General features: G+C 68.2%; 15 protein-coding genes and 1 tRNA gene. 14 read left to right on the top strand and 2 right to left on the bottom strand.

All coding sequences use genetic code 11. The annotated features are described in order from the left end of the window. The first annotated feature begins 18 nt into the window (after window positions 1–18). Complete coding sequence (locus ACZ4VF_RS18930; RefSeq protein ID WP_467927135.1) at window positions 19–726, top strand: hypothetical protein; 708 nt, start codon at window positions 19–21, stop codon at window positions 724–726. Here ACZ4VF_RS18930 and ACZ4VF_RS18925 read toward each other — a convergent pair. Both ACZ4VF_RS18925 and ACZ4VF_RS18920 read right to left on the bottom strand, forming a co-directional pair. After that, window positions 671–1,711, bottom strand: a complete 1,041-nt coding sequence (locus ACZ4VF_RS18925) for an adenosine deaminase (protein WP_467927134.1) — start codon at window positions 1,709–1,711, stop codon at window positions 671–673. The genes ACZ4VF_RS18930 and ACZ4VF_RS18925 overlap by 56 nt on opposite strands. 127 nt (window positions 1,712–1,838) lie before the next feature. Then, entirely contained in the window at window positions 1,839–3,065 is a 1,227-nt protein-coding gene (locus tag ACZ4VF_RS18920; RefSeq protein WP_467927132.1) for a pyridoxal phosphate-dependent aminotransferase, read from the bottom strand. Between the two features lie 258 nt (window positions 3,066–3,323). On the opposite strand from ACZ4VF_RS18920, the gene ACZ4VF_RS18915 reads away from it, so the two are divergent. The 13 genes from ACZ4VF_RS18915 to rpsG all read left to right on the top strand — a co-directional run bounded on the left by ACZ4VF_RS18915 (window position 3,324) and on the right by rpsG (window position 19,063). Continuing rightward, window positions 3,324–3,396, top strand: a tRNA-Trp gene (locus tag ACZ4VF_RS18915). A 106-nt stretch (window positions 3,397–3,502) separates the two neighbouring features. Then, on the top strand, window positions 3,503–3,790 hold the full coding sequence (secE, locus tag ACZ4VF_RS18910) for a preprotein translocase subunit SecE (protein ID WP_467927131.1): 288 nt from the start codon (window positions 3,503–3,505) through the stop codon (window positions 3,788–3,790). An 80-nt stretch (window positions 3,791–3,870) separates the two neighbouring features. After that, a complete protein-coding gene (nusG, locus tag ACZ4VF_RS18905; protein WP_467927130.1) occupies window positions 3,871–4,776 on the top strand; it encodes a transcription termination/antitermination protein NusG in 906 nt (301 codons plus the stop codon). An 80-nt stretch (window positions 4,777–4,856) separates the two neighbouring features. Continuing rightward, on the top strand, window positions 4,857–5,264 hold the full coding sequence (locus ACZ4VF_RS18900) for a hypothetical protein (protein WP_467927128.1): 408 nt from the start codon (window positions 4,857–4,859) through the stop codon (window positions 5,262–5,264). Between the two features lie 133 nt (window positions 5,265–5,397). Next, entirely contained in the window at window positions 5,398–5,832 is a 435-nt protein-coding gene (rplK, locus tag ACZ4VF_RS18895; protein WP_055493153.1) for a 50S ribosomal protein L11, read from the top strand. Window positions 5,833–5,940: 108 nt separating this feature from the next. Next, window positions 5,941–6,666: a 50S ribosomal protein L1 gene (gene rplA / locus ACZ4VF_RS18890; RefSeq protein WP_467927127.1), complete on the top strand. Its 726-nt coding sequence runs from the start codon at window positions 5,941–5,943 to the stop codon at window positions 6,664–6,666. A 167-nt stretch (window positions 6,667–6,833) separates the two neighbouring features. Next, entirely contained in the window at window positions 6,834–7,748 is a 915-nt protein-coding gene (locus tag ACZ4VF_RS18885) for an SCO4651 family lipoprotein (RefSeq protein WP_467927125.1), read from the top strand. A gap of 514 nt (window positions 7,749–8,262) precedes the next feature. Then, window positions 8,263–8,793 (top strand): 50S ribosomal protein L10, encoded by a 531-nt coding sequence (rplJ, locus tag ACZ4VF_RS18880; protein WP_014674354.1) that lies wholly within the window; start codon window positions 8,263–8,265, stop codon window positions 8,791–8,793. Window positions 8,794–8,904: 111 nt separating this feature from the next. Then, window positions 8,905–9,294, top strand: a complete 390-nt coding sequence (gene rplL, locus ACZ4VF_RS18875; RefSeq protein WP_230919653.1) for a 50S ribosomal protein L7/L12 — start codon at window positions 8,905–8,907, stop codon at window positions 9,292–9,294. Window positions 9,295–9,842: 548 nt separating this feature from the next. Beyond that, window positions 9,843–13,328: a DNA-directed RNA polymerase subunit beta gene (rpoB, locus tag ACZ4VF_RS18870; protein WP_467927124.1), complete on the top strand. Its 3,486-nt coding sequence runs from the start codon at window positions 9,843–9,845 to the stop codon at window positions 13,326–13,328. A gap of 98 nt (window positions 13,329–13,426) precedes the next feature. Continuing rightward, window positions 13,427–17,326, top strand: coding sequence for a DNA-directed RNA polymerase subunit beta' (locus ACZ4VF_RS18865; RefSeq protein ID WP_467927122.1), 3,900 nt, complete (start codon window positions 13,427–13,429; stop codon window positions 17,324–17,326). An 892-nt stretch (window positions 17,327–18,218) separates the two neighbouring features. Further along, window positions 18,219–18,590 (top strand): 30S ribosomal protein S12, encoded by a 372-nt coding sequence (rpsL, locus tag ACZ4VF_RS18860; protein WP_003948652.1) that lies wholly within the window; start codon window positions 18,219–18,221, stop codon window positions 18,588–18,590. Window positions 18,591–18,592: 2 nt separating this feature from the next. Further along, window positions 18,593–19,063 carry a 30S ribosomal protein S7 gene (gene rpsG, locus ACZ4VF_RS18855; protein ID WP_003998848.1) on the top strand — a complete coding sequence of 157 codons (471 nt, stop codon included), beginning with the start codon at window positions 18,593–18,595 and terminating at the stop codon, window positions 19,061–19,063. Window positions 19,064–19,079: the final 16 nt, after the last annotated feature.

Genomic DNA, 19,079 nt, shown 5'->3' with positions numbered 1-19,079 from the left:
GGTCATGAGGTTCCGTCCATGCGGCTGAGGCTGCGCGAGTTCCGGCCCCGCACCGGGCCGCACCAGTACCGGATCGTCCAGCCCCGGCACCCCCTGCGCCACACCTCGCTGCGCGCACCCGACCCCATCGGTCTGCTGCTCGGCGACCACGACGGACTGAACCGGCTCGCCGGCCTGTTCTCCTTCGCCGCCTGCTCCCGGCGCACCGTCGTCCACGTGCCGCTGCGCGACGGGGTCCCGCCCGACGAGGGGGTCGGCGAACCGGTCGACCTGGTCCTCGCCCACCACGGCCTCGGACTGCGCCCCAGCCAGTGGCCCGGACTGCGGCGCAGGCTACGGCAGGGCACCCCGCTCACCGTCCGCACCGACGAGGCGCGCACCGCGCGGGACGCCGCCGCCTGGCGCGCCCACCAGGAGCGGACCGGCTCCCAGGACGAGCTGAGGCACGCCACGCACGCGCGTACGCTCTTCTTCTTCGGCGACCGGGACATGTTCGCCGACATGGCGGTCTGGCTCGCCGAGGCGGCGGGCCACGGCCCGCACGAGGAGGGCGTCGGCGAGGGACGCATGGCCTACATGGGATCGATGTTCCCGCTGGCCGACACGCCCGGCGGCGGCCACCGGATCGAGCTGATGCTCTGCTTCAAGGCCTATCCGCCATACGCCCACTTCAGGCCGCCGGGCGCGCCAGCCAGTCGTCCACGCCGGCCAGCAGCCGCTTCCTGACCTCCTCCGGAGCGGCCGAACCGCGCACCGACTGCCGGGCCAGTTCCGCGAGTTCCGCGTCCGTGAAGCCGTGGTGGTGGCGGGCGATCTCGTACTGGGCCGCCAGCCGGGAGCCGAACAGCAGCGGGTCGTCGGCGCCCAGCGCCATCGGGACGCCGGCCTCGAAGAGCGTGCGCAGCGGGACGTCCTCCGGCTTCTCGTACACGCCGAGCGCCACGTTCGAGGCCGGGCACACCTCGCAGGTCACGCCCCGGTCGGCCAGCCGCTTCAGCAGCCGCGGGTCCTCCGCGGCCCGCACCCCGTGCCCGATCCGCGCGGCGTGCAGATCGTCCAGGCAGTCCCGCACCGACGCGGGACCGGTCAGCTCGCCACCGTGCGGCGCCGACAGCAGACCGCCCTCCCGCGCGATGTGGAAGGCCCGGTCGAAGTCCCGCGCCATGCCCCGCCGCTCGTCGTTGGAGAGCCCGAAGCCCACCACGCCCCGGTCCGCGTACCGCACCGCCAGCCGGGCCAGCGTGCGCGCGTCCAGCGGGTGCTTCATCCGGTTCGCGGCGACCAGCACCCGCATGCCGAGCCCGGTCTCCCGGGACGTCGTGTCCACCGCGTCCAGGATCACCTCCAGAGCCGGGATCAGACCGCCCAGCCGGGGCGCGTACGACGTCGGGTCCACCTGGATCTCCAGCCAGCCCGAGCCGTCCCGCAGGTCCTCCTCGGCGGCCTCCCGGACCAGGCGCCGGATGTCCTCCGGCTCGCGCAGACAGGAGCGCGCCGCGTCGTACAGCCGCTGGAAGCGGAACCAGCCGCGTTCGTCCGTGGCGCGCAGCTTCGGTGGTTCCCCGCCGGTGAGGGCGTCCGTCAGCGCGTCGGGCAGACGGATGCCGTACTTGTCGGCCAGTTCCAGGACCGTTCCCGGCCGCATCGAGCCGGTGAAGTGCAGGTGCAGATGGGCTTTCGGCAGCTCGGACAGATCACGTACACGCTCCATTCCCAGATCCTGCCGTACGTCCCTGCCGTCCCGGTAGCCGTTTCCCCGTACGTGGTCTTGCTCGCACACAGAAGCGGGCCGCCTCCCCGCAGGGAGACGGCCCGCACGCGCGCGTAGCGGCCGGGAACTAGTCCCGCGCCTCCGCCAGCAGCTTCTGCATCCGGCTCACGCCCTCGACGAGGTCCTCGTCGCCGAGCGCGTACGACAGCCGCAGGTAGCCCGGCGTGCCGAAGGCCTCGCCCGGGACGACCGCGACCTCGGCCTCCTCCAGGATCAGCGCGGCCAGCTCGACGCTGTCCTTCGGGCGCCTGCCGCGGATCTCCTTGCCGAGCAGCGCCTTGACCGACGGGTAGGCGTAGAACGCGCCCTCGGGCTCCGGGCAGACCACGCCGTCGATGTCGTTGAGCATCCGCACGATCGTCCTGCGGCGCCGGTCGAAGGCCTCGCGCATCTTCGCCACGGCCTCCAGGTCACCGGAGACGGCGGCCAGGGCGGCCACCTGGGCGACGTTGGAGACGTTCGAGGTGGCGTGCGACTGGAGGTTGGTCGCGGCCTTGACGACGTCCTTCGGGCCGATGACCCAGCCCACGCGCCAGCCGGTCATCGCGTACGTCTTCGCCACACCGTTGACGACGACGCACTTGTCGCGCAGCTCGGGGAAGAGCCCCGCCAGGGACACGGCGGCCGCGTCGCCGTAGACCAGGTGCTCGTAGATCTCGTCGGTGAGCACCCACAGGCCGTGCTCCAGGGCCCAGCGGCCGATCGCCTCGGTCTCGGACTCGGAGTACACCGCGCCGGTCGGGTTGGACGGGGAGACGAAGAGCACGACCTTCGTCTTCTCCGTGCGCGCGGCCTCCAGCTGCTCGACCGAGACCCGGTAGCCGGTCGTCTCGTCGGCGACGACCTCGACCGGGACACCGCCGGCCAGGCGGATCGACTCCGGGTACGTCGTCCAGTACGGCGCCGGGACGATGACCTCGTCACCCGGGTCGAGGATCGCGGCGAACGCCTCGTAGATGGCCTGCTTGCCGCCGTTGGTGACCAGGATCTGCGAGACGTCGGGCTCCCAGCCGGAGTCGCGCAGCGTCTTCGCGGCGATCGCGGCCTTCAGCTCGGGCAGGCCGCCGGCCGGGGTGTAACGGTGGTACTTCGGGTTCTTGCAGGCCTCGACGGCCGCCTCGACGATGTAGTCCGGGGTCGGGAAGTCGGGCTCACCGGCGCCGAAGCCGATCACCGGACGCCCGGCGGCCTTCAGGGCCTTGGCCTTGGCGTCCACGGCGAGGGTGGCGGACTCGGAGATCGCGCCGACTCGGGCGGAGACCCGGCGCTCGGTGGGTGGGGTTGCAGCGCTCATGCGGCCCATCGTTCCAGACACGAAAAGCGCCCGGCACACGGGTTTCACAGACTGAACAGGAAGGGTCGAGGCGTGAACACGGGTCCGAATCCTGCCCCCGGCCAGGACGATCTTTGGTCACCGCGCTCCCGACGGGCACTTTCTGTTCGACGCCGGGCCGCGGACCACGTACACTCTCACCTCGTTGGCCTCAGCGGCCGCCGCACAGCCGGTGCACACCGAGCACCCGGTCGGATGCGGTACGTTGGGGACACACAAAGGGTCGTAGCTCAATTGGTAGAGCACCGGTCTCCAAAACCGGCGGTTGGGGGTTCAAGTCCCTCCGGCCCTGCTACACACACCGCCAGGATGTGTGCGCATGTACGTACAGCATTGCACCGCCGTGCGGCTCAGGAACCGGGCGCGGCACGGCCACGACCCGGGATCAGGTGAGGACAATGACGGACGCCGTGGGCTCCATCGACACGCCTGATGCCCAGGACGAGGTGCCCGAGTCCCAGAAGAAGGCCCGCAAGGGCGGCAAGCGCGCCAAGAAGGGCCCGCTGAAGCGCCTCGCCACCTTCTACCGCCAGGTCATCGCGGAACTCCGCAAGGTCGTCTGGCCGACGCGCAACCAGCTGACGTCGTACACCACCGTGGTGATCTTCTTCGTCGCCATCATGATCGCCCTGGTGACCGTGATTGACTATGGGCTCGACCACGCGGCCAAGTACGTCTTCGGCTGAGCCAAGAGCGAAGGGCGCCGTGGCACCGGCGCCCGTTTTCGCATGTTCCACCCCTATGTATCCAGGAAGAAGCAGCCATCGTGTCTGACCCGAACCTGAACGACGACGCCACCGAGCCCCGCGGGCTGGCTGCCGAGACGGCGGACGACGAGCTCGACATCGTCGAGGGCGCGGACGAGCAGGACGAGTTCGAGGCTGCCGAGGCCGAGGCGGGGGAGCCGGCCGAGGAGGCCGCCCTGCACGCCGAGGGCGAGGACGAAGAGGCCGGCGAGGACGTCGAGACCGACGAGGACGCCGAGGCCGATGAGGATGCCGAGGCCGGCGAGGACACCGCCGTCGAGGAGGCCGCCGAGGAGCCGGCCGCCCCGGTGGACCCGATCCAGGCCCTCCGCGAGGAACTGCGCACCCTGCCCGGCGAGTGGTACGTCATCCACACCTACGCCGGCTACGAGAACCGCGTGAAGACCAACCTGGAGCAGCGCGCCGTCTCGCTGAACGTCGAGGACTACATCTTCCAGGCCGAGGTGCCGCAGGAAGAGGTCGTCCAGATCAAGAACGGCGACCGCAAGACGATCAAGCAGAACAAGCTGCCGGGTTACGTGCTGGTCCGCATGGACCTCACCAACGAGTCCTGGGGCGTCGTCCGCAACACCCCGGGCGTCACCGGCTTCGTCGGCAACGCCTACGACCCGTACCCGCTGACCCTGGACGAGATCGTCAAGATGCTCGCCCCGGAGGCCGAGGAGAAGGCCGCCCGCGAGGCCGCCGAGGCCGAGGGCAAGCCCGCTCCGCAGCGCAAGGTCGAGGTCCAGGTCCTGGACTTCGAGGTCGGCGACTCGGTCACCGTCACCGACGGCCCGTTCGCCACGCTCCAGGCGACCATCAACGAGATCAACCCCGACTCGAAGAAGGTCAAGGGCCTCGTCGAGATCTTCGGCCGCGAGACGCCGGTCGAGCTGTCCTTCGACCAGATCCAGAAGAACTGAATCCGTCCCCCGAGAGCGCCCCGCCGGTCAGTACCGCGCCGGGGCGCTCTCGCCGTGTCCGGCCCGCCGCCCTCGGTGCCGTGGCCGTCCTGGCGCTGCTCGTGGCGGTGTACGCCGTCTTCCTCCCCGCGGCCTGGCTGCGGACCGAGCTGCGGGGCGCGGAGCCGGCCGAGGCCACCTTCCACGCCGGGACCTGCGTCCTGGGCCGGTGCAGCGTCACCTTCCCGCTTCAGGGCGAAGAGGTCACCGCCGGACTCCCGCTCGGCACGCGCGCGCGTGGTCACGCCGAGGGTGACACCGTGGAGGTACGGCACGCGCCGGGCGAGCCGGGGCGGGTCGTGCTCGCCGAGGACACCGGACGCGGGACCGTGGCCGCGCTGCTCGCCGTACCGGGCGGCGCGACCGTGGTCACCCTGCTGGCCGCGGCCGCGCACGTGCGGCGCGACCGACGGACCGAAGACCCCACCGACCCCACGAACCCCGTCTGACCAGGGCGATTTCCTCTCTCGTGGTAAGAGCGGCTATCGTGGTGCGGTATGCCATCTGTGTGATCTTGCCCCCATGGGTGCAGGTCCTAGGCGCGGATGGCAGTCAACCTCTCAGTAAGGACCCGGAGAGAGCATGCCTCCCAAGAAGAAGAAGGTCACGGGGCTCATCAAGCTCCAGATCCAGGCCGGCGCCGCCAACCCGGCTCCGCCGGTCGGCCCGGCGCTGGGTCAGCACGGCGTCAACATCATGGAGTTCTGCAAGGCCTACAACGCCGCGACCGAGTCGCAGCGCGGTTGGGTCATCCCGGTGGAGATCACGGTCTACGAGGACCGCTCCTTCACCTTCATCACCAAGACGCCGCCGGCCGCGAAGATGATCCTCAAGGCCGCGGGTGTCGAGAAGGGCTCGGGCGAGCCGCACAAGACCAAGGTCGCCAAGATCACCGAGGCGCAGGTCCGCGAGATCGCCCAGACCAAGATGCCCGACCTCAACGCCAACGACCTGGACGCCGCGGCGAAGATCATCGCCGGTACCGCGCGCTCCATGGGCGTCACGGTCGAGGGCTGACCTCGACCCACTCGTAGTCATGCGGCTGCCGGCGAAACGTAGCCGCACGTGGCAGGGCCTGCTCGGCCCAAGGACCACGACTCCTTTCAGAACACACAGGAGCAAGTTGTGAGCAAGCGCAGCAAGGCTCTCCGCGCTGCGGACGCCAAGGTCGACCGGGAGAAGCTGTACGCCCCGCTCGAAGCCGTCCGTCTCGCCAAGGAGACCTCCACGACCAAGTTCGACGCCACCGTCGAGGTCGCCTTCCGTCTGGGTGTCGACCCGCGCAAGGCCGACCAGATGGTCCGTGGCACCGTGAACCTTCCGCACGGCACCGGTAAGACCGCCCGGGTCCTGGTCTTCGCGACCGGCGACCGTGCCGAGGCCGCGCGTGCCGCGGGCGCCGACATCGTCGGCGCCGACGAGCTGATCGACGAGGTCTCGAAGGGCCGTCTGGACTTCGACGCCGTCGTCGCCACCCCGGACCTCATGGGCAAGGTCGGCCGCCTCGGCCGCGTCCTCGGCCCGCGTGGTCTGATGCCGAACCCGAAGACCGGCACCGTCACCCCCGACGTCGCCAAGGCCGTCACCGAGATCAAGGGCGGCAAGATCGAGTTCCGCGTCGACAAGCACTCGAACCTGCACTTCATCATCGGCAAGTCGTCCTTCGACGACGCCAAGCTGGTGGAGAACTACGGCGCCGCGCTGGAGGAGATCCTCCGTCTGAAGCCGTCCGCCGCCAAGGGTCGCTACATCAAGAAGGCCGCCATCACCACCACGATGGGCCCCGGCATTCCGGTCGACCCGAACCGCACCCGCAACCTCCTGGTCGAGGAGGACCCGGCCGCCGTCTGAGCCTGAGGCTCTGCCCCGGTAGCCGCGTCAGCGACGCGTAAAGAACAGGGCGGGCCCTGGAACCTCCGAGGTTCCGGGCCCGTCCTTTCTTTGTACGACCTTTCGTACGACTGTCAGTGGCCTGAGTTACGGTGCAGGCACAGGACACGCAATTGGGGTGGGAGCAGATGAACAGCACGACCGCGCGCCGGACGGCCCTTTCCATCGCGGTGGTGGCCGCGCTGACCGGAGTGGCCGCCTGCGGCTCCTCCGACTCGGACAAGGGCGGTGACAAGACGGCCGGCAAGACCATGACCCACGTCAGCCCCATAGCCGCCCTGCGCTCCGCCGAGAAGTCCACCGACAAGGCCGACTCGGCCAAGGTGCGCTCGACGACCTCCGTCGGCGAACTGATGGCGATGACCGCGGACGGCGCCCTCACCTGGGGTGACGGTCTCAAGGGCAACCTCACCATCACGTACACCGGCGGCAAGATGGCCGAGCTGATGAAGAAGGCCGGCACCTCCTCCATGGAGGCCCGGTACCTGCCGGACGCCTACTACGCCCACATGAGCGACGCGTACGCCCAGCAGGCGGGCGGCGGCAAGCACTGGATCAAGTACTCCTACGACGACCTCGCCAAGCTCGGCGGCGCCTCCGGGTCGTACATGAAGGACCAGCTCCAGAACTCCACGCCGAACCAGTCCGTGAAGCTGCTGCTGGCCTCCGGCGACGTCAAGAAGGTCGGCGAGGAGACGGTCTCCGGCGCCCACACCACGCACTACTCGGGCAAGGTCGACGTCGCCGACCTCGCCGAGAAGTCCAGCGACCTCAGCGCCGACCAGATATCCGCCCTGAAGAAGCAGCTCACCCAGGCCGGCGTCACCACCGAGACCGTCGACGTCTGGATCAACGACCAGGACCTGCTGGTCAAGAAGACCGAGAAGGCCGACACGGCCAACGGCGCCATGACCAACACGACGCTCTACAGCGACTACGGCGTGAAGGTCACCGCCGAGGCGCCCCCGGCGAGCGACACCAAGGACTTCGCGGACATGATGAAGTCCGGCGGACTGACGGGCGGCACGGGCACTACCTCCTGATCCGTCCGCAACGGTCGATCCCGACCCACGGCCCTCCGGCCCCCTCGGAAGCGCTCCGCGCCCCTGAGGGGGCCTGGCTGTCCCCGGGCGGGGTGGACCGGCGGCGGGCTCGCGTCACCCGCACCGGCGGACCCTCGTTGGCTGGGTCGGTGGCCTGCGGTCGTCCGGACCGGCAGGCCCCCGGTCGCCCTGCCCTGCCGTCCCCCATTGCCCCAGTCGGACCCGGTCCAAACGGTCGATTTGCTCGACCGAGCCTGCGTCCCGTACTCTCTTGGAGAAGCCAAAGACCGCTGGTCGTTGCCGTGCGCTCGAACGAGGGTGCGGTGGCCGAAGGATCCGCTGAAAAGTGGGCGACCCGCGCAGGTGACTGTGGAAGAACTCCCGGAGTGCGCGCGCCGAGCGCGTGTGCGGCCGGTCGAGTCCGCCCCGTGCGCCTGCGCCGGGGCGTTTCGTTTTACCCAGTCCTCCTTCGGGTCCGCGCGGTCCGAATCACCCGGAAGGAGGCCGAGGCTCTATGGCGAGGCCCGACAAGGCTGCCGCGGTTGCGGAGCTGACGGACAAGTTCCGCAGCTCCAACGCCGCCGTGCTGACCGAGTACCGCGGTCTCACCGTGGCGCAGCTCAAGACGCTGCGCCGGTCGCTCGGTGAGAACGCCCAGTACGCCGTGGTGAAGAACACGCTGACCAAGATTGCGGCCAAGGAGGCCGGGATCACGCTGGAGGACCAGCTCTTCGCTGGCCCGACGGCCGTTGCCTTCGTCACCGGTGACCCGGTGGAGTCGGCGAAGGGTCTGCGTGACTTCGCCAAGGACAACCCCAATCTCGTCATCAAGGGCGGTGTCCTGGAGGGCAAGGCCCTCTCCGCCGACGAGATCAAGAAGCTTGCGGACCTCGAGTCCCGCGAGGTTCTGCTCAGCAAGCTGGCCGGTGCCTTCAAGGCGAAGCAGTCCCAGGCTGCCTCCGTCTTCCAGGCGCTGCCGTCGAAGCTCGTCCGCACCGTGGACGCGCTGCGCGCCAAGCAGGCCGAGCAGGGCGGTGCCGAGTAATTCGGCTCGCTTTCTGACCCGCACCCACGGCGCGGGTCGCAGCGGGCCGACGTACGCCCGCCTTACCCAGTACATCCGGCACCTGCCGATTTGAGTGGAAGGACCGCCATCATGGCGAAGCTCAGCCAGGAAGACCTGCTCGCCCAGTTCGAGGAGATGACCCTCATCGAGCTCTCCGAGTTCGTGAAGGCCTTCGAGGAGAAGTTCGACGTCACCGCCGCCGCTGCCGCGCCGGTCGTCGTCGCCGGTGGTGCCGCTGGTGGCGCCGCTGCCGAGGCCGAGGAGGAGAAGGACGAGTTCGACGTCATCCTCACCGGTGCCGGCGACAAGAAGATCCAGGTCATCAAGGTCGTGCGTGAGCTGACCTCCCTGGGTCTGAAGGAGGCCAAGGACCTCGTGGACGGCACCCCGAAGCCGGTCCTGGAGAAGGTCAACAAGGAGGCCGCGGACAAGGCCGCCGAGGCCCTCAAGGGCGCCGGCGCGTCCGTCGAGGTCAAGTAAGACCTTCGCGACCGCAGAAACGGCCCGCTAGGGCTGTAACGCGAACGCACCGAAGGGCGATCATCCATCCGGGTGGTCGCCCTTCGGCGTTCCCCGGAGCCCGGCGAGGGCTGCCTTGCACCTGTGTTCGTGGGGGGTAAGGTGATCTTCGTCGTGTCTCCGGATGACCCGGTTCCGGCAAGGAACCCTTGACGAACCGCACGCAGCGCGCAATTCTCAGGACGCGTCGTCACAAGGATCCGAATCCGAGGCATGGATCGACGACGAAGAGGGCAGTATCAACGTGCGTTGAGGGCAGGATGCCGAGGGCGTTGACAAGGGCGTTGAGGACAACGAGGGTCTTCGAAAACCCGCACTGGACATCAGTGTGCCAAGTGGCTACACTGACCCTTTGCGCTGCCTGTTAGCTGTCCCCTGCCCGTCACCAGGGGTCTGCCCTCACTTGAGCACAGTCGACCGAGCCCCCCTGACCTGGGGTTTCCGTCCCTGTGCGCGGGAGAGGGACCGGTACGCGCGTAGTGAGTCCGAGCCCTCGGAAGGACCCCCTCTTGGCCGCCTCGCGCACTGCCTCGACCGCGAATACGAACAACGGCGCCAGCACCGCCCCGCTGCGCATCTCCTTTGCAAAGATCAAGGAGCCCCTCGAGGTTCCGAACCTGCTCGCGCTGCAGACCGAGAGCTTTGACTGGCTGCTCGGCAACACCGCCTGGCAGACTCGGGTCGAGGAGGCTCTGGAGAACGGTCAGGACGTCCCCACCAAGTCCGGTCTGGAGGAGATCTTCGAGGAGATCTCCCCGATCGAGGACTTCTCCGGGTCGATGTCGCTGACGTTCCGGGACCACCGCTTCGAGCCGCCGAAGAACTCGATCGACGAGTGCAAGGAGCGCGACTTCACGTACGCCGCCCCGCTCTTCGTCACCGCCGAGTTCACCAACAACGAGACCGGTGAGATCAAGTCCCAGACGGTCTTCATGGGCGACTTCCCGCTCATGACGAACAAGGGCACTTTCGTCATCAACGGCACCGAGCGTGTCGTGGTGTCGCAGCTGGTCCGTTCCCCCGGTGTCTACTTCGACTCCTCCATCGACAAGACGTCCGACAAGGACATTTTCTCCGCCAAGATCATCCCGTCCCGGGGTGCCTGGCTGGAGATGGAGATCGACAAGCGCGACATGGTCGGTGTCCGTATCGACCGCAAGCGCAAGCAGTCGGTCACCGTGCTGCTGAAGGCGCTCGGCTGGACGACCGAGCAGATCCTCGAGGAGTTCGGCGACTACGAGTCGATGCGCGCCACCCTGGAGAAGGACCACACCCAGGGCCAGGACGACGCGCTGCTCGACATCTACCGCAAGCTGCGTCCGGGCGAGCCCCCCACGCGTGAGGCCGCGCAGACGCTGCTGGAGAACCTCTACTTCAACCCGAAGCGCTACGACCTCGCCAAGGTCGGCCGCTACAAGGTCAACAAGAAGCTGGGTACGGACACCCCGCTGGACGCGGGCATCCTGACCGTCGAGGACATCATCGCGACGATCAAGTACCTGGTGAAGCTGCACGCCGGCGAGACCGAGACCAGCGGTGACAACGGCGAGACGGTCGTCGTCGAGACCGACGACATCGACCACTTCGGCAACCGGCGCCTGCGCAGCGTCGGCGAGCTGATCCAGAACCAGGTCCGCACGGGTCTGGCGCGTATGGAGCGTGTCGTCCGCGAGCGGATGACCACCCAGGACGTCGAGGCGATCACGCCTCAGACCCTGATCAACATCCGGCCGGTCGTCGCCTCCATCAAGGAGTTCTTCGGCACCAGCCAGCTGTCGCAGTTCATGGACCAGAACAACCCGCTGTCGGGTCTCACCCACAAGCGCCGTCTGTCGGCTCTTGGCCCGGGTGGTCTCTCCCGTGAGCGGGCCGGCTTCGAGGTCCGTGACGTGCACCCGTCGCACTACGGCCGCATGTGCCCGATCGAGACCCCCGAAGGCCCGAACATCGGTCTGATCGGCTCGCTCGCCTCCTACGGCCGGGTCAACGCGTTCGGCTTCGTCGAGACCCCGTACCGCAAGGTCATCGACGGCCAGGTCACCGACGAGGTCGACTACCTGACCGCCGACGAGGAGGACCGCTTCGTCATCGCGCAGGCCAACGCGCCGCTGACGAACGACCTCCGGTTCGAGGAGAGCCGCGTGCTCGTCCGCCGTCGTGGCGGCGAGGTCGACTACGTCGGCCCCGAGGACGTGGACTACATGGACGTCTCGCCGCGCCAGATGGTGTCGGTCGCGACCGCCATGATCCCCTTCCTCGAGCACGACGACGCCAACCGTGCCCTCATGGGCGCGAACATGATGCGCCAGGCCGTCCCGCTGATTAAGTCGGAGGCCCCGCTCGTCGGTACCGGCATGGAGTACCGCTCCGCCGTCGACGCCGGCGACGTCGTCAAGGCCGAGAAGGCCGGTGTGGTCCAGGAGGTCTCCGCGGACTACATCACCACCGCCAACGACGACGGCACGTACATCACGTACCGCCTGGCCAAGTTCGCCCGCTCCAACCAGGGCACCTCGGTCAACCAGAAGGTCATCGTCAACGAGGGCGACCGGATCATCGAGGGCCAGGTCCTCGCCGACGGTCCGGCCACCCAGAACGGTGAGATGGCCCTCGGCAAGAACCTGCTCGTGGCGTTCATGCCGTGGGAGGGTCACAACTACGAGGACGCGATCATCCTGTCGCAGCGCCTCGTGCAGGACGACGTCCTCTCCTCGATCCACATCGAGGAGCACGAGGTCGACGCCCGTGACACCAAGCTCGGCCCCGAGGAGATCACCCGGGACATCCCGAACGTCTCCGAGGAGGTCCTCGCCGACCTCGACGAGCGCGGCATCATCCGCATCGGTGCCGAGGTCATCGCCGGTGACATCCTCGTCGGCAAGGTCACCCCGAAGGGTGAGACCGAGCTGACGCCCGAGGAGCGCCTGCTGCGCGCGATCTTCGGTGAGAAGGCCCGTGAGGTCCGTGACACCTCGCTGAAGGTGCCGCACGGTGAGACCGGCAAGGTCATCGGCGTGCGCGTCTTCGACCGCGAGGAGGGCGACGAGCTGCCGCCGGGCGTGAACCAGCTGGTCCGCGTCTACGTCGCGCAGAAGCGCAAGATCACCGACGGTGACAAGCTCGCCGGCCGTCACGGCAACAAGGGCGTCATCTCGAAGATCCTGCCGATCGAGGACATGCCGTTCCTGGAGGACGGCACCCCGGTCGACATCATCCTCAATCCGCTGGGTGTGCCGTCCCGAATGAACCCGGGACAGGTGCTGGAGATCCACCTCGGCTGGCTCGCCAGCCGCGGCTGGGACGTCTCCGGCCTGGCGGACGAGTGGGCCCAGCGTCTGCAGGTCATCGGCGCCGACCAGGTCGCCCCCGGCACCAACGTCGCGACCCCGGTCTTCGACGGTGCCCGCGAGGACGAGCTGGCGGGTCTGCTGCAGCACACCATCCCGAACCGTGACGGCGAGCGCATGGTGCTCCCGACCGGTAAGGCGCGGCTGTTCGACGGCCGTAGCGGTGAGCCGTTCCCGGACCCGATCTCGGTCGGCTACATGTACATCCTCAAGCTGCACCACCTGGTCGACGACAAGCTGCACGCCCGTTCGACCGGTCCGTACTCGATGATCACCCAGCAGCCGCTGGGTGGTAAGGCCCAGTTCGGTGGCCAGCGGTTCGGTGAGATGGAGGTGTGGGCCCTCGAGGCCTACGGCGCCGCGTACGCCCTCCAGGAGCTGCTGACCATCAAGTCCGACGACGTCACCGGCCGCGTGAAGGTCTACGAGGCCATCGTCAAGGGCGAGAACATCCCTGAGCCCGGCATTCCCGAGTCCTTCAAGGTGCTCATCAAGGAAATGCAGTCCCTGTGCCTCAACGTGGAGGTGCTGTCCTCGGACGGCATGTCCATCGAGATGCGCGACACCGACGAGGACGTCTTCCGCGCTGCGGAGGAGCTCGGTATCGACCTGTCCCGGCGCGAGCCGAGCAGCGTCGAAGAGGTCTGACGGGAGTCCGGCGGGGCCCTCACCCTTGAGGGCCCCGCCGACCCCCAGGCCCCCGTTTCAGACCACAGACTTTCGACCCTGAGAGGGATTGACGCATAGTGCTCGACGTCAACTTCTTCGACGAGCTCCGGATCGGCCTGGCCACCGCTGACGACATCCGTCAGTGGAGCCACGGCGAGGTCAAGAAGCCCGAGACCATCAACTACCGCACCCTCAAGCCCGAGAAGGACGGACTCTTCTGCGAGAAGATCTTCGGTCCGACCCGGGACTGGGAGTGCTACTGCGGCAAGTACAAGCGCGTCCGCTTCAAGGGCATCATCTGCGAGCGCTGTGGCGTCGAGGTCACGCGCGCCAAGGTGCGCCGTGAGCGGATGGGCCACATCGAGCTGGCCGCGCCCGTCACCCACATCTGGTACTTCAAGGGTGTGCCGTCGCGTCTCGGCTACCTGCTGGACCTGGCGCCGAAGGACCTGGAGAAGGTCATCTACTTCGCCGCGTACATGATCACGTACGTGGACGAGGAGCGCCGTACCCGCGACCTGCCCTCCCTGGAGGCGCACGTCTCGGTCGAGCGGCAGCAGATCGAGAACCGCCGGGACGCCGACCTGGAGGCCCGCGCCAAGAAGCTCGAGACCGACCTGGCCGAGCTGGAGGCCGAGGGCGCCAAGGCCGACGTGCGCCGCAAGGTGCGCGAGGGTGCCGAGCGCGAGATGAAGCAGCTGCGCGACCGCGCGCAGCGCGAGATCGACCGCCTCGACGAGGTGTGGAGCCGGTTCAAGAACCTCAAGGTCCAGGACCTGGAGGGCGACGAGCTGCTCTACCGCGAGCTGCGTGACCGCTTCGGCACGTACTTCGACGGTTCGATGGGTGCCGCGGCGCTGCAGAAGCGCCTGGAGTCCTTCGACCTGGAGGAGGAGGCCGAGAGGCTCCGCGAGATCATCCGCACCGGCAAGGGCCAGAAGAAGACCCGTGCCCTGAAGCGGCTGAAGGTCGTCTCCGCGTTCCTGCAGACCTCCAACAGCCCCAAGGGCATGGTCCTGGACTGCGTCCCGGTCATCCCGCCGGACCTGCGTCCGATGGTGCAGCTGGACGGTGGCCGCTTCGCGACCTCCGACCTGAACGACCTGTACCGCCGTGTCATCAACCGCAACAACCGCCTGAAGCGGCTTCTCGACCTCGGCGCGCCCGAGATCATCGTGAACAACGAGAAGCGCATGCTCCAGGAGGCCGTCGACGCGCTCTTCGACAACGGCCGTCGTGGCCGCCCGGTCACGGGCCCCGGCAACCGCCCGCTGAAGTCCCTCAGCGACATGCTGAAGGGCAAGCAGGGTCGATTCCGTCAGAACCTGCTCGGCAAGCGTGTCGACTACTCGGCGCGTTCCGTCATCGTCGTCGGCCCGCAGCTGAAGCTGCACCAGTGCGGTCTGCCCAAGGCGATGGCGCTGGAGCTGTTCAAGCCGTTCGTGATGAAGCGCCTGGTCGACCTGAACCACGCGCAGAACATCAAGAGCGCCAAGCGCATGGTGGAGCGCGGCCGTACGGTCGTGTACGACGTCCTCGAAGAGGTCATCGCCGAGCACCCGGTTCTGCTGAACCGTGCTCCCACCCTGCACCGCCTCGGCATCCAGGCCTTCGAGCCGCAGCTGGTCGAGGGCAAGGCCATCCAGATCCACCCGCTCGTCTGCACCGCGTTCAACGCGGACTTCGACGGTGACCAGATGGCCGTGCACCTGCCGCTGTCCGCGGAGGCGCAGGCCGAGGCCCGCATCCTGATGCTGTCCTCGAACAACATCCTCAAGCCGGCCGACGGCCGCCCGGTGACAATGCCGACCCAGGACATGGTCCTCGGTCTGTTCTTCCTCACCACCGACGGCGAGCTGCGTGACACCAAGGGCGAGGGCCGCGCGTTCGGCTCCACGGCCGAGGCGATCATGGCGTTCGACGCCGGCGAGCTCGCGCTGCAGTCGCCGATCGACATCCGCTTCCCGGTAGGCACCATCCCGCCGCGCGGCTGGACCCCGCCGGCGCGCGAGGAGGGCGAGCCCGAGTGGCAGCAGGGTGACTCGTTCCGCCTGCGCACCACCCTGGGCCGCGCGCTCTTCAACGAGCTGCTGCCCGAGGACTACCCGTTCGTCGACTACTCGGTGGGCAAGAAGCAGCTCTCCGAGATCGTCAACGACCTGGCCGAGCGCTACCCCAAGGTCATCGTGGCGGCGACGCTCGACAACCTGAAGGCGGCCGGCTTCTACTGGGCGACCCGTTCCGGTGTCACCGTGGCCATCTCCGACGTCGTCGTTCCCGAGGCGAAGAAGGAGATCGTCCGCGGGTACGAGGCGCAGGACGAGAAGGTCCAGAAGCAGTACGAGCGCGGTCTGATCACCAAGGAAGAGCGCACGCAGGAGCTCATCGCGATCTGGACCAAGGCGACCAACGAGGTCGCCGAGGCGATGAACGAGAACTTCCCCAAGACCAACCCCATCTTCATGATGGTTGACTCGGGTGCCCGAGGAAACATGATGCAGATGCGGCAGATCGCCGGTATGCGTGGTCTGGTGTCGAACGCGAAGAACGAGACCATCCCGCGTCCGATCAAGGCCTCGTTCCGTGAGGGCCTGTCCGTGCTGGAGTACTTCATCTCCACGCACGGTGCCCGTAAGGGTCTGGCGGACACCGCCCTGCGTACCGCCGACTCGGGTTACCTCACCCGTCGTCTGGTCGACGTCTCCCAGGACGTCATCATCCGCGAGGAGGACTGCGGCACCGAGCGCGGTCTGAAGCTGAAGATCGCCCACCGCGGTGCCGACGGCGTGCTGCGCAAGGCGGACGACGTCGAGACCAGCGTCTACGCCCGCATGCTCGCCGAGGACGTCGTCATCGACGGCAAGGTGATCGCGCCGGCCAACGTGGACCTGGGCGACGTGCTCATCGACCAGCTCGTGCGTCACGGTGTCGAGGAGGTCAAGACCCGCTCGATCCTGACCTGCGAGTCGCACGTCGGCACCTGTGCCATGTGCTACGGCCGTTCGCTGGCCACCGGCAAGCTGGTCGACATCGGCGAGGCGGTCGGCATCATCGCCGCCCAGTCCATCGGTGAGCCCGGTACCCAGCTGACGATGCGTACCTTCCACACCGGTGGTGTGGCCGGTGACGACATCACCCAGGGTCTGCCCCGTGTCGTCGAGCTCTTCGAGGCCCGTACCCCGAAGGGTGTCGCCCCGATCTCCGAGGCCTCCGGCCGCGTGCGGATCGAGGAGACCGAGAAGACCAAGAAGATCGTCGTCACCCCGGACGACGGCAGCGACGAGACGGCGTACCCGATCTCGAAGCGTGCCAAGGTCCTGGTCCGCGAGGGCGACCACGTCGAGGTGGGCCAGCAGCTCACCGTGGGTGCAACCAACCCGCACGACGTGCTGCGCATCCTGGGCCAGCGTGCCGTCCAGGTCCACCTGGTCGGCGAGGTCCAGAAGGTCTACAACTCGCAGGGTGTGTCGATCCACGACAAGCACATCGAGATCATCATCCGGCAGATGCTGCGCCGTGTGACGATCATCGAGTCCGGTGACGCCGAGCTGCTGCCCGGCGAGCTGGTCGAGCGCTCCCGCTTCGAGCAGGAGAACCGTCGTGTGGTCCAGGAGGGCGGTCACCCGGCCTCCGGTCGTCCGCAGCTGATGGGTATCACCAAGGCCTCGCTGGCGACGGAATCCTGGCTGTCGGCCGCCTCCTTCCAGGAGACGACCCGAGTCCTGACGGACGCGGCGATCAACGCCAAGTCCGACAGCCTCATCGGCCTGAAGGAGAACGTCATCATCGGTAAGCTCATCCCGGCCGGTACGGGTCTGTCCCGCTACCGCAACATCCGGGTGGAGCCGACCGAGGAGGCCAAGGCCGCGATGTACTCGGCCGTCGGCTACGACGACATCGACTACTCGCCGTTCGGCACGGGCTCCGGCCAGGCCGTTCCGCTGGAGGACTACGACTACGGTCCGTACAACCAGTAAGGCGTACGTCCACTGAAGGGCGGTCACCCTCCGGGGTGGCCGCCCTTCGGCGTTGCACGGGCCCGGCGTTCGAGTGATCACCTCGTGTCAACGACGGCCGTCGGCGCGTACCCCGGGCCGGTGTGCGCCGTGGCGTGGCCGCCGAGTGCGAACGGAGGTGCCGGCGCCATGACGTCGGCGAGGGACGGGCGGCTCGCCGCGGTGCCGGAGCCCACGCCCGTGTGGGGGGAATCGCGGTGGACGGTGAGCAGGGTCGAGATCACCCGGAGCTGTGCGGGGAGGTGTCCGTCGTGCCGGGTGACGTTGTTCCCCGGACGCCCTGTACGAGCGCACCGGCGCCTCGGAGGCCGGTGCGCCGGTGCAGCCGCAGGTGAGCGGCTCAGAGCGCCAGGACGGCCCCCGGACCGCCCTCAGGGCCGGCATGGGGACGAGCGGCCGGCCCGCGGGGCGAGCGCGGGGGCGGTGGCTCTGGGCGGCTCGGTGGTCGCTGCGGCACCGGCATGGACCTCGGTGTGGCCGCGTGCCCCCGGCCCCGCACGCGGGCCGCTCCGCCCGGCTGACGGGGTGCGGGACGCCCCGGCGGTGGCTGCAGTTCTTCCGAATCGAAGATCACGTAGGGTACGGCGACTTGACATGCTCCGCAGCCCGGGGCCTCCGGACCCCATTTGTTTTGACCGCAGCGAATGAGGTAGGTACGCTCAGACCTTGTGCCTGGGGTGTGCCCTGGCCCTCGTGCGTGCCTACAAACCGCATTCGGGCCGGCAGCGGCCACCGTAATTCGCGCCCTTTCCGCCTCGCGGCGGGAGTCTGGCGGATTCGACACACCCGACCGCGTGGGTCGGCGACGTTCCAGGTTAGCTGTACCTATCGGCACACAGAAACCGGAGAAGTAGTGCCTACGATCCAGCAGCTGGTCCGTAAGGGCCGGCAGGACAAGGTCGAGAAGAACAAGACGCCCGCACTCGAGGGTTCCCCTCAGCGTCGTGGCGTCTGCACGCGTGTGTTCACGACCACCCCGAAGAAGCCGAACTCGGCCCTCCGCAAGGTCGCGCGTGTGCGTCTGACCAGCGGCATCGAGGTCACTGCTTACATTCCGGGTGAGGGACACAACCTGCAGGAGCACTCCATCGTGCTCGTGCGCGGCGGCCGTGTGAAGGACCTGCCGGGTGTTCGCTACAAGATCATCCGCGGTTCGCTCGACACCCAGGGTGTCAAGAACCGCAAGCAGGCTCGCAGCCGTTACGGCGCCAAGAAGGAGAAGTAAGAATGCCTCGTAAGGGCCCCGCCCCGAAGCGCCCGGTCATCATCGACCCGGTCTACGGTTCTCCTCTGGTGACCTCCCTGATCAACAAGGTGCTGCTGAACGGCAAGCGCTCCACCGCCGAGCGCATCGTCTACGGCGCCATGGAGGGCCTGCGCGAGAAGACCGGCAACGACCCGGTCATCACGCTCAAGCGCGCTCTTGAGAACATCAAGCCGACCCTCGAGGTCAAGTCCCGCCGTGTCGGTGGCGCCACCTACCAGGTGCCGGTCGAGGTCAAGCCCGGCCGCGCCAACACCCTGGCGCTGCGCTGGCTGGTCGGTTACTCCCGCGCCCGTCGCGAGAAGACCATGACCGAGCGTCTCCTCAACGAGCTTCTCGACGCCTCGAACGGCCTCGGTGCGGCCGTGAAGAAGCGCGAGGACACCCACAAGATGGCCGAGTCCAACAAGGCCTTCGCGCACTACCGCTGGTAGTCGCTACCCACATCGA

This window comes from Streptomyces sp. NPDC029151, assembly GCF_055564315.1.
Note: the sequence above shows the minus strand (reverse complement) of the source record. Positions and strands in the feature narration are given on the sequence as shown.

Bases quoted from the DNA above. Each gene is read 5' to 3' on its own strand.
- rplL (WP_230919653.1), top strand. From the start codon at position 8,905: ATGGCGAAGCTCAGCCAGGAAGACCTGCTCGCCCAGTTCGAGGAGATG.
- ACZ4VF_RS18930 (WP_467927135.1), top strand. From the start codon at position 19: ATGCGGCTGAGGCTGCGCGAGTTCCGGCCCCGCACCGGGCCGCACCAG.
- secE (WP_467927131.1), top strand. From the start codon at position 3,503: ATGACGGACGCCGTGGGCTCCATCGACACGCCTGATGCCCAGGACGAG.
- ACZ4VF_RS18885 (WP_467927125.1), top strand. From the start codon at position 6,834: ATGAACAGCACGACCGCGCGCCGGACGGCCCTTTCCATCGCGGTGGTG.
- ACZ4VF_RS18925 (WP_467927134.1), bottom strand. From the start codon at position 1,711: ATGGAGCGTGTACGTGATCTGTCCGAGCTGCCGAAAGCCCATCTGCAC.
- rplK (WP_055493153.1), top strand. From the start codon at position 5,398: ATGCCTCCCAAGAAGAAGAAGGTCACGGGGCTCATCAAGCTCCAGATC.
- ACZ4VF_RS18920 (WP_467927132.1), bottom strand. From the start codon at position 3,065: ATGAGCGCTGCAACCCCACCCACCGAGCGCCGGGTCTCCGCCCGAGTC.
- rpsG (WP_003998848.1), top strand. From the start codon at position 18,593: ATGCCTCGTAAGGGCCCCGCCCCGAAGCGCCCGGTCATCATCGACCCG.
- rplJ (WP_014674354.1), top strand. From the start codon at position 8,263: ATGGCGAGGCCCGACAAGGCTGCCGCGGTTGCGGAGCTGACGGACAAG.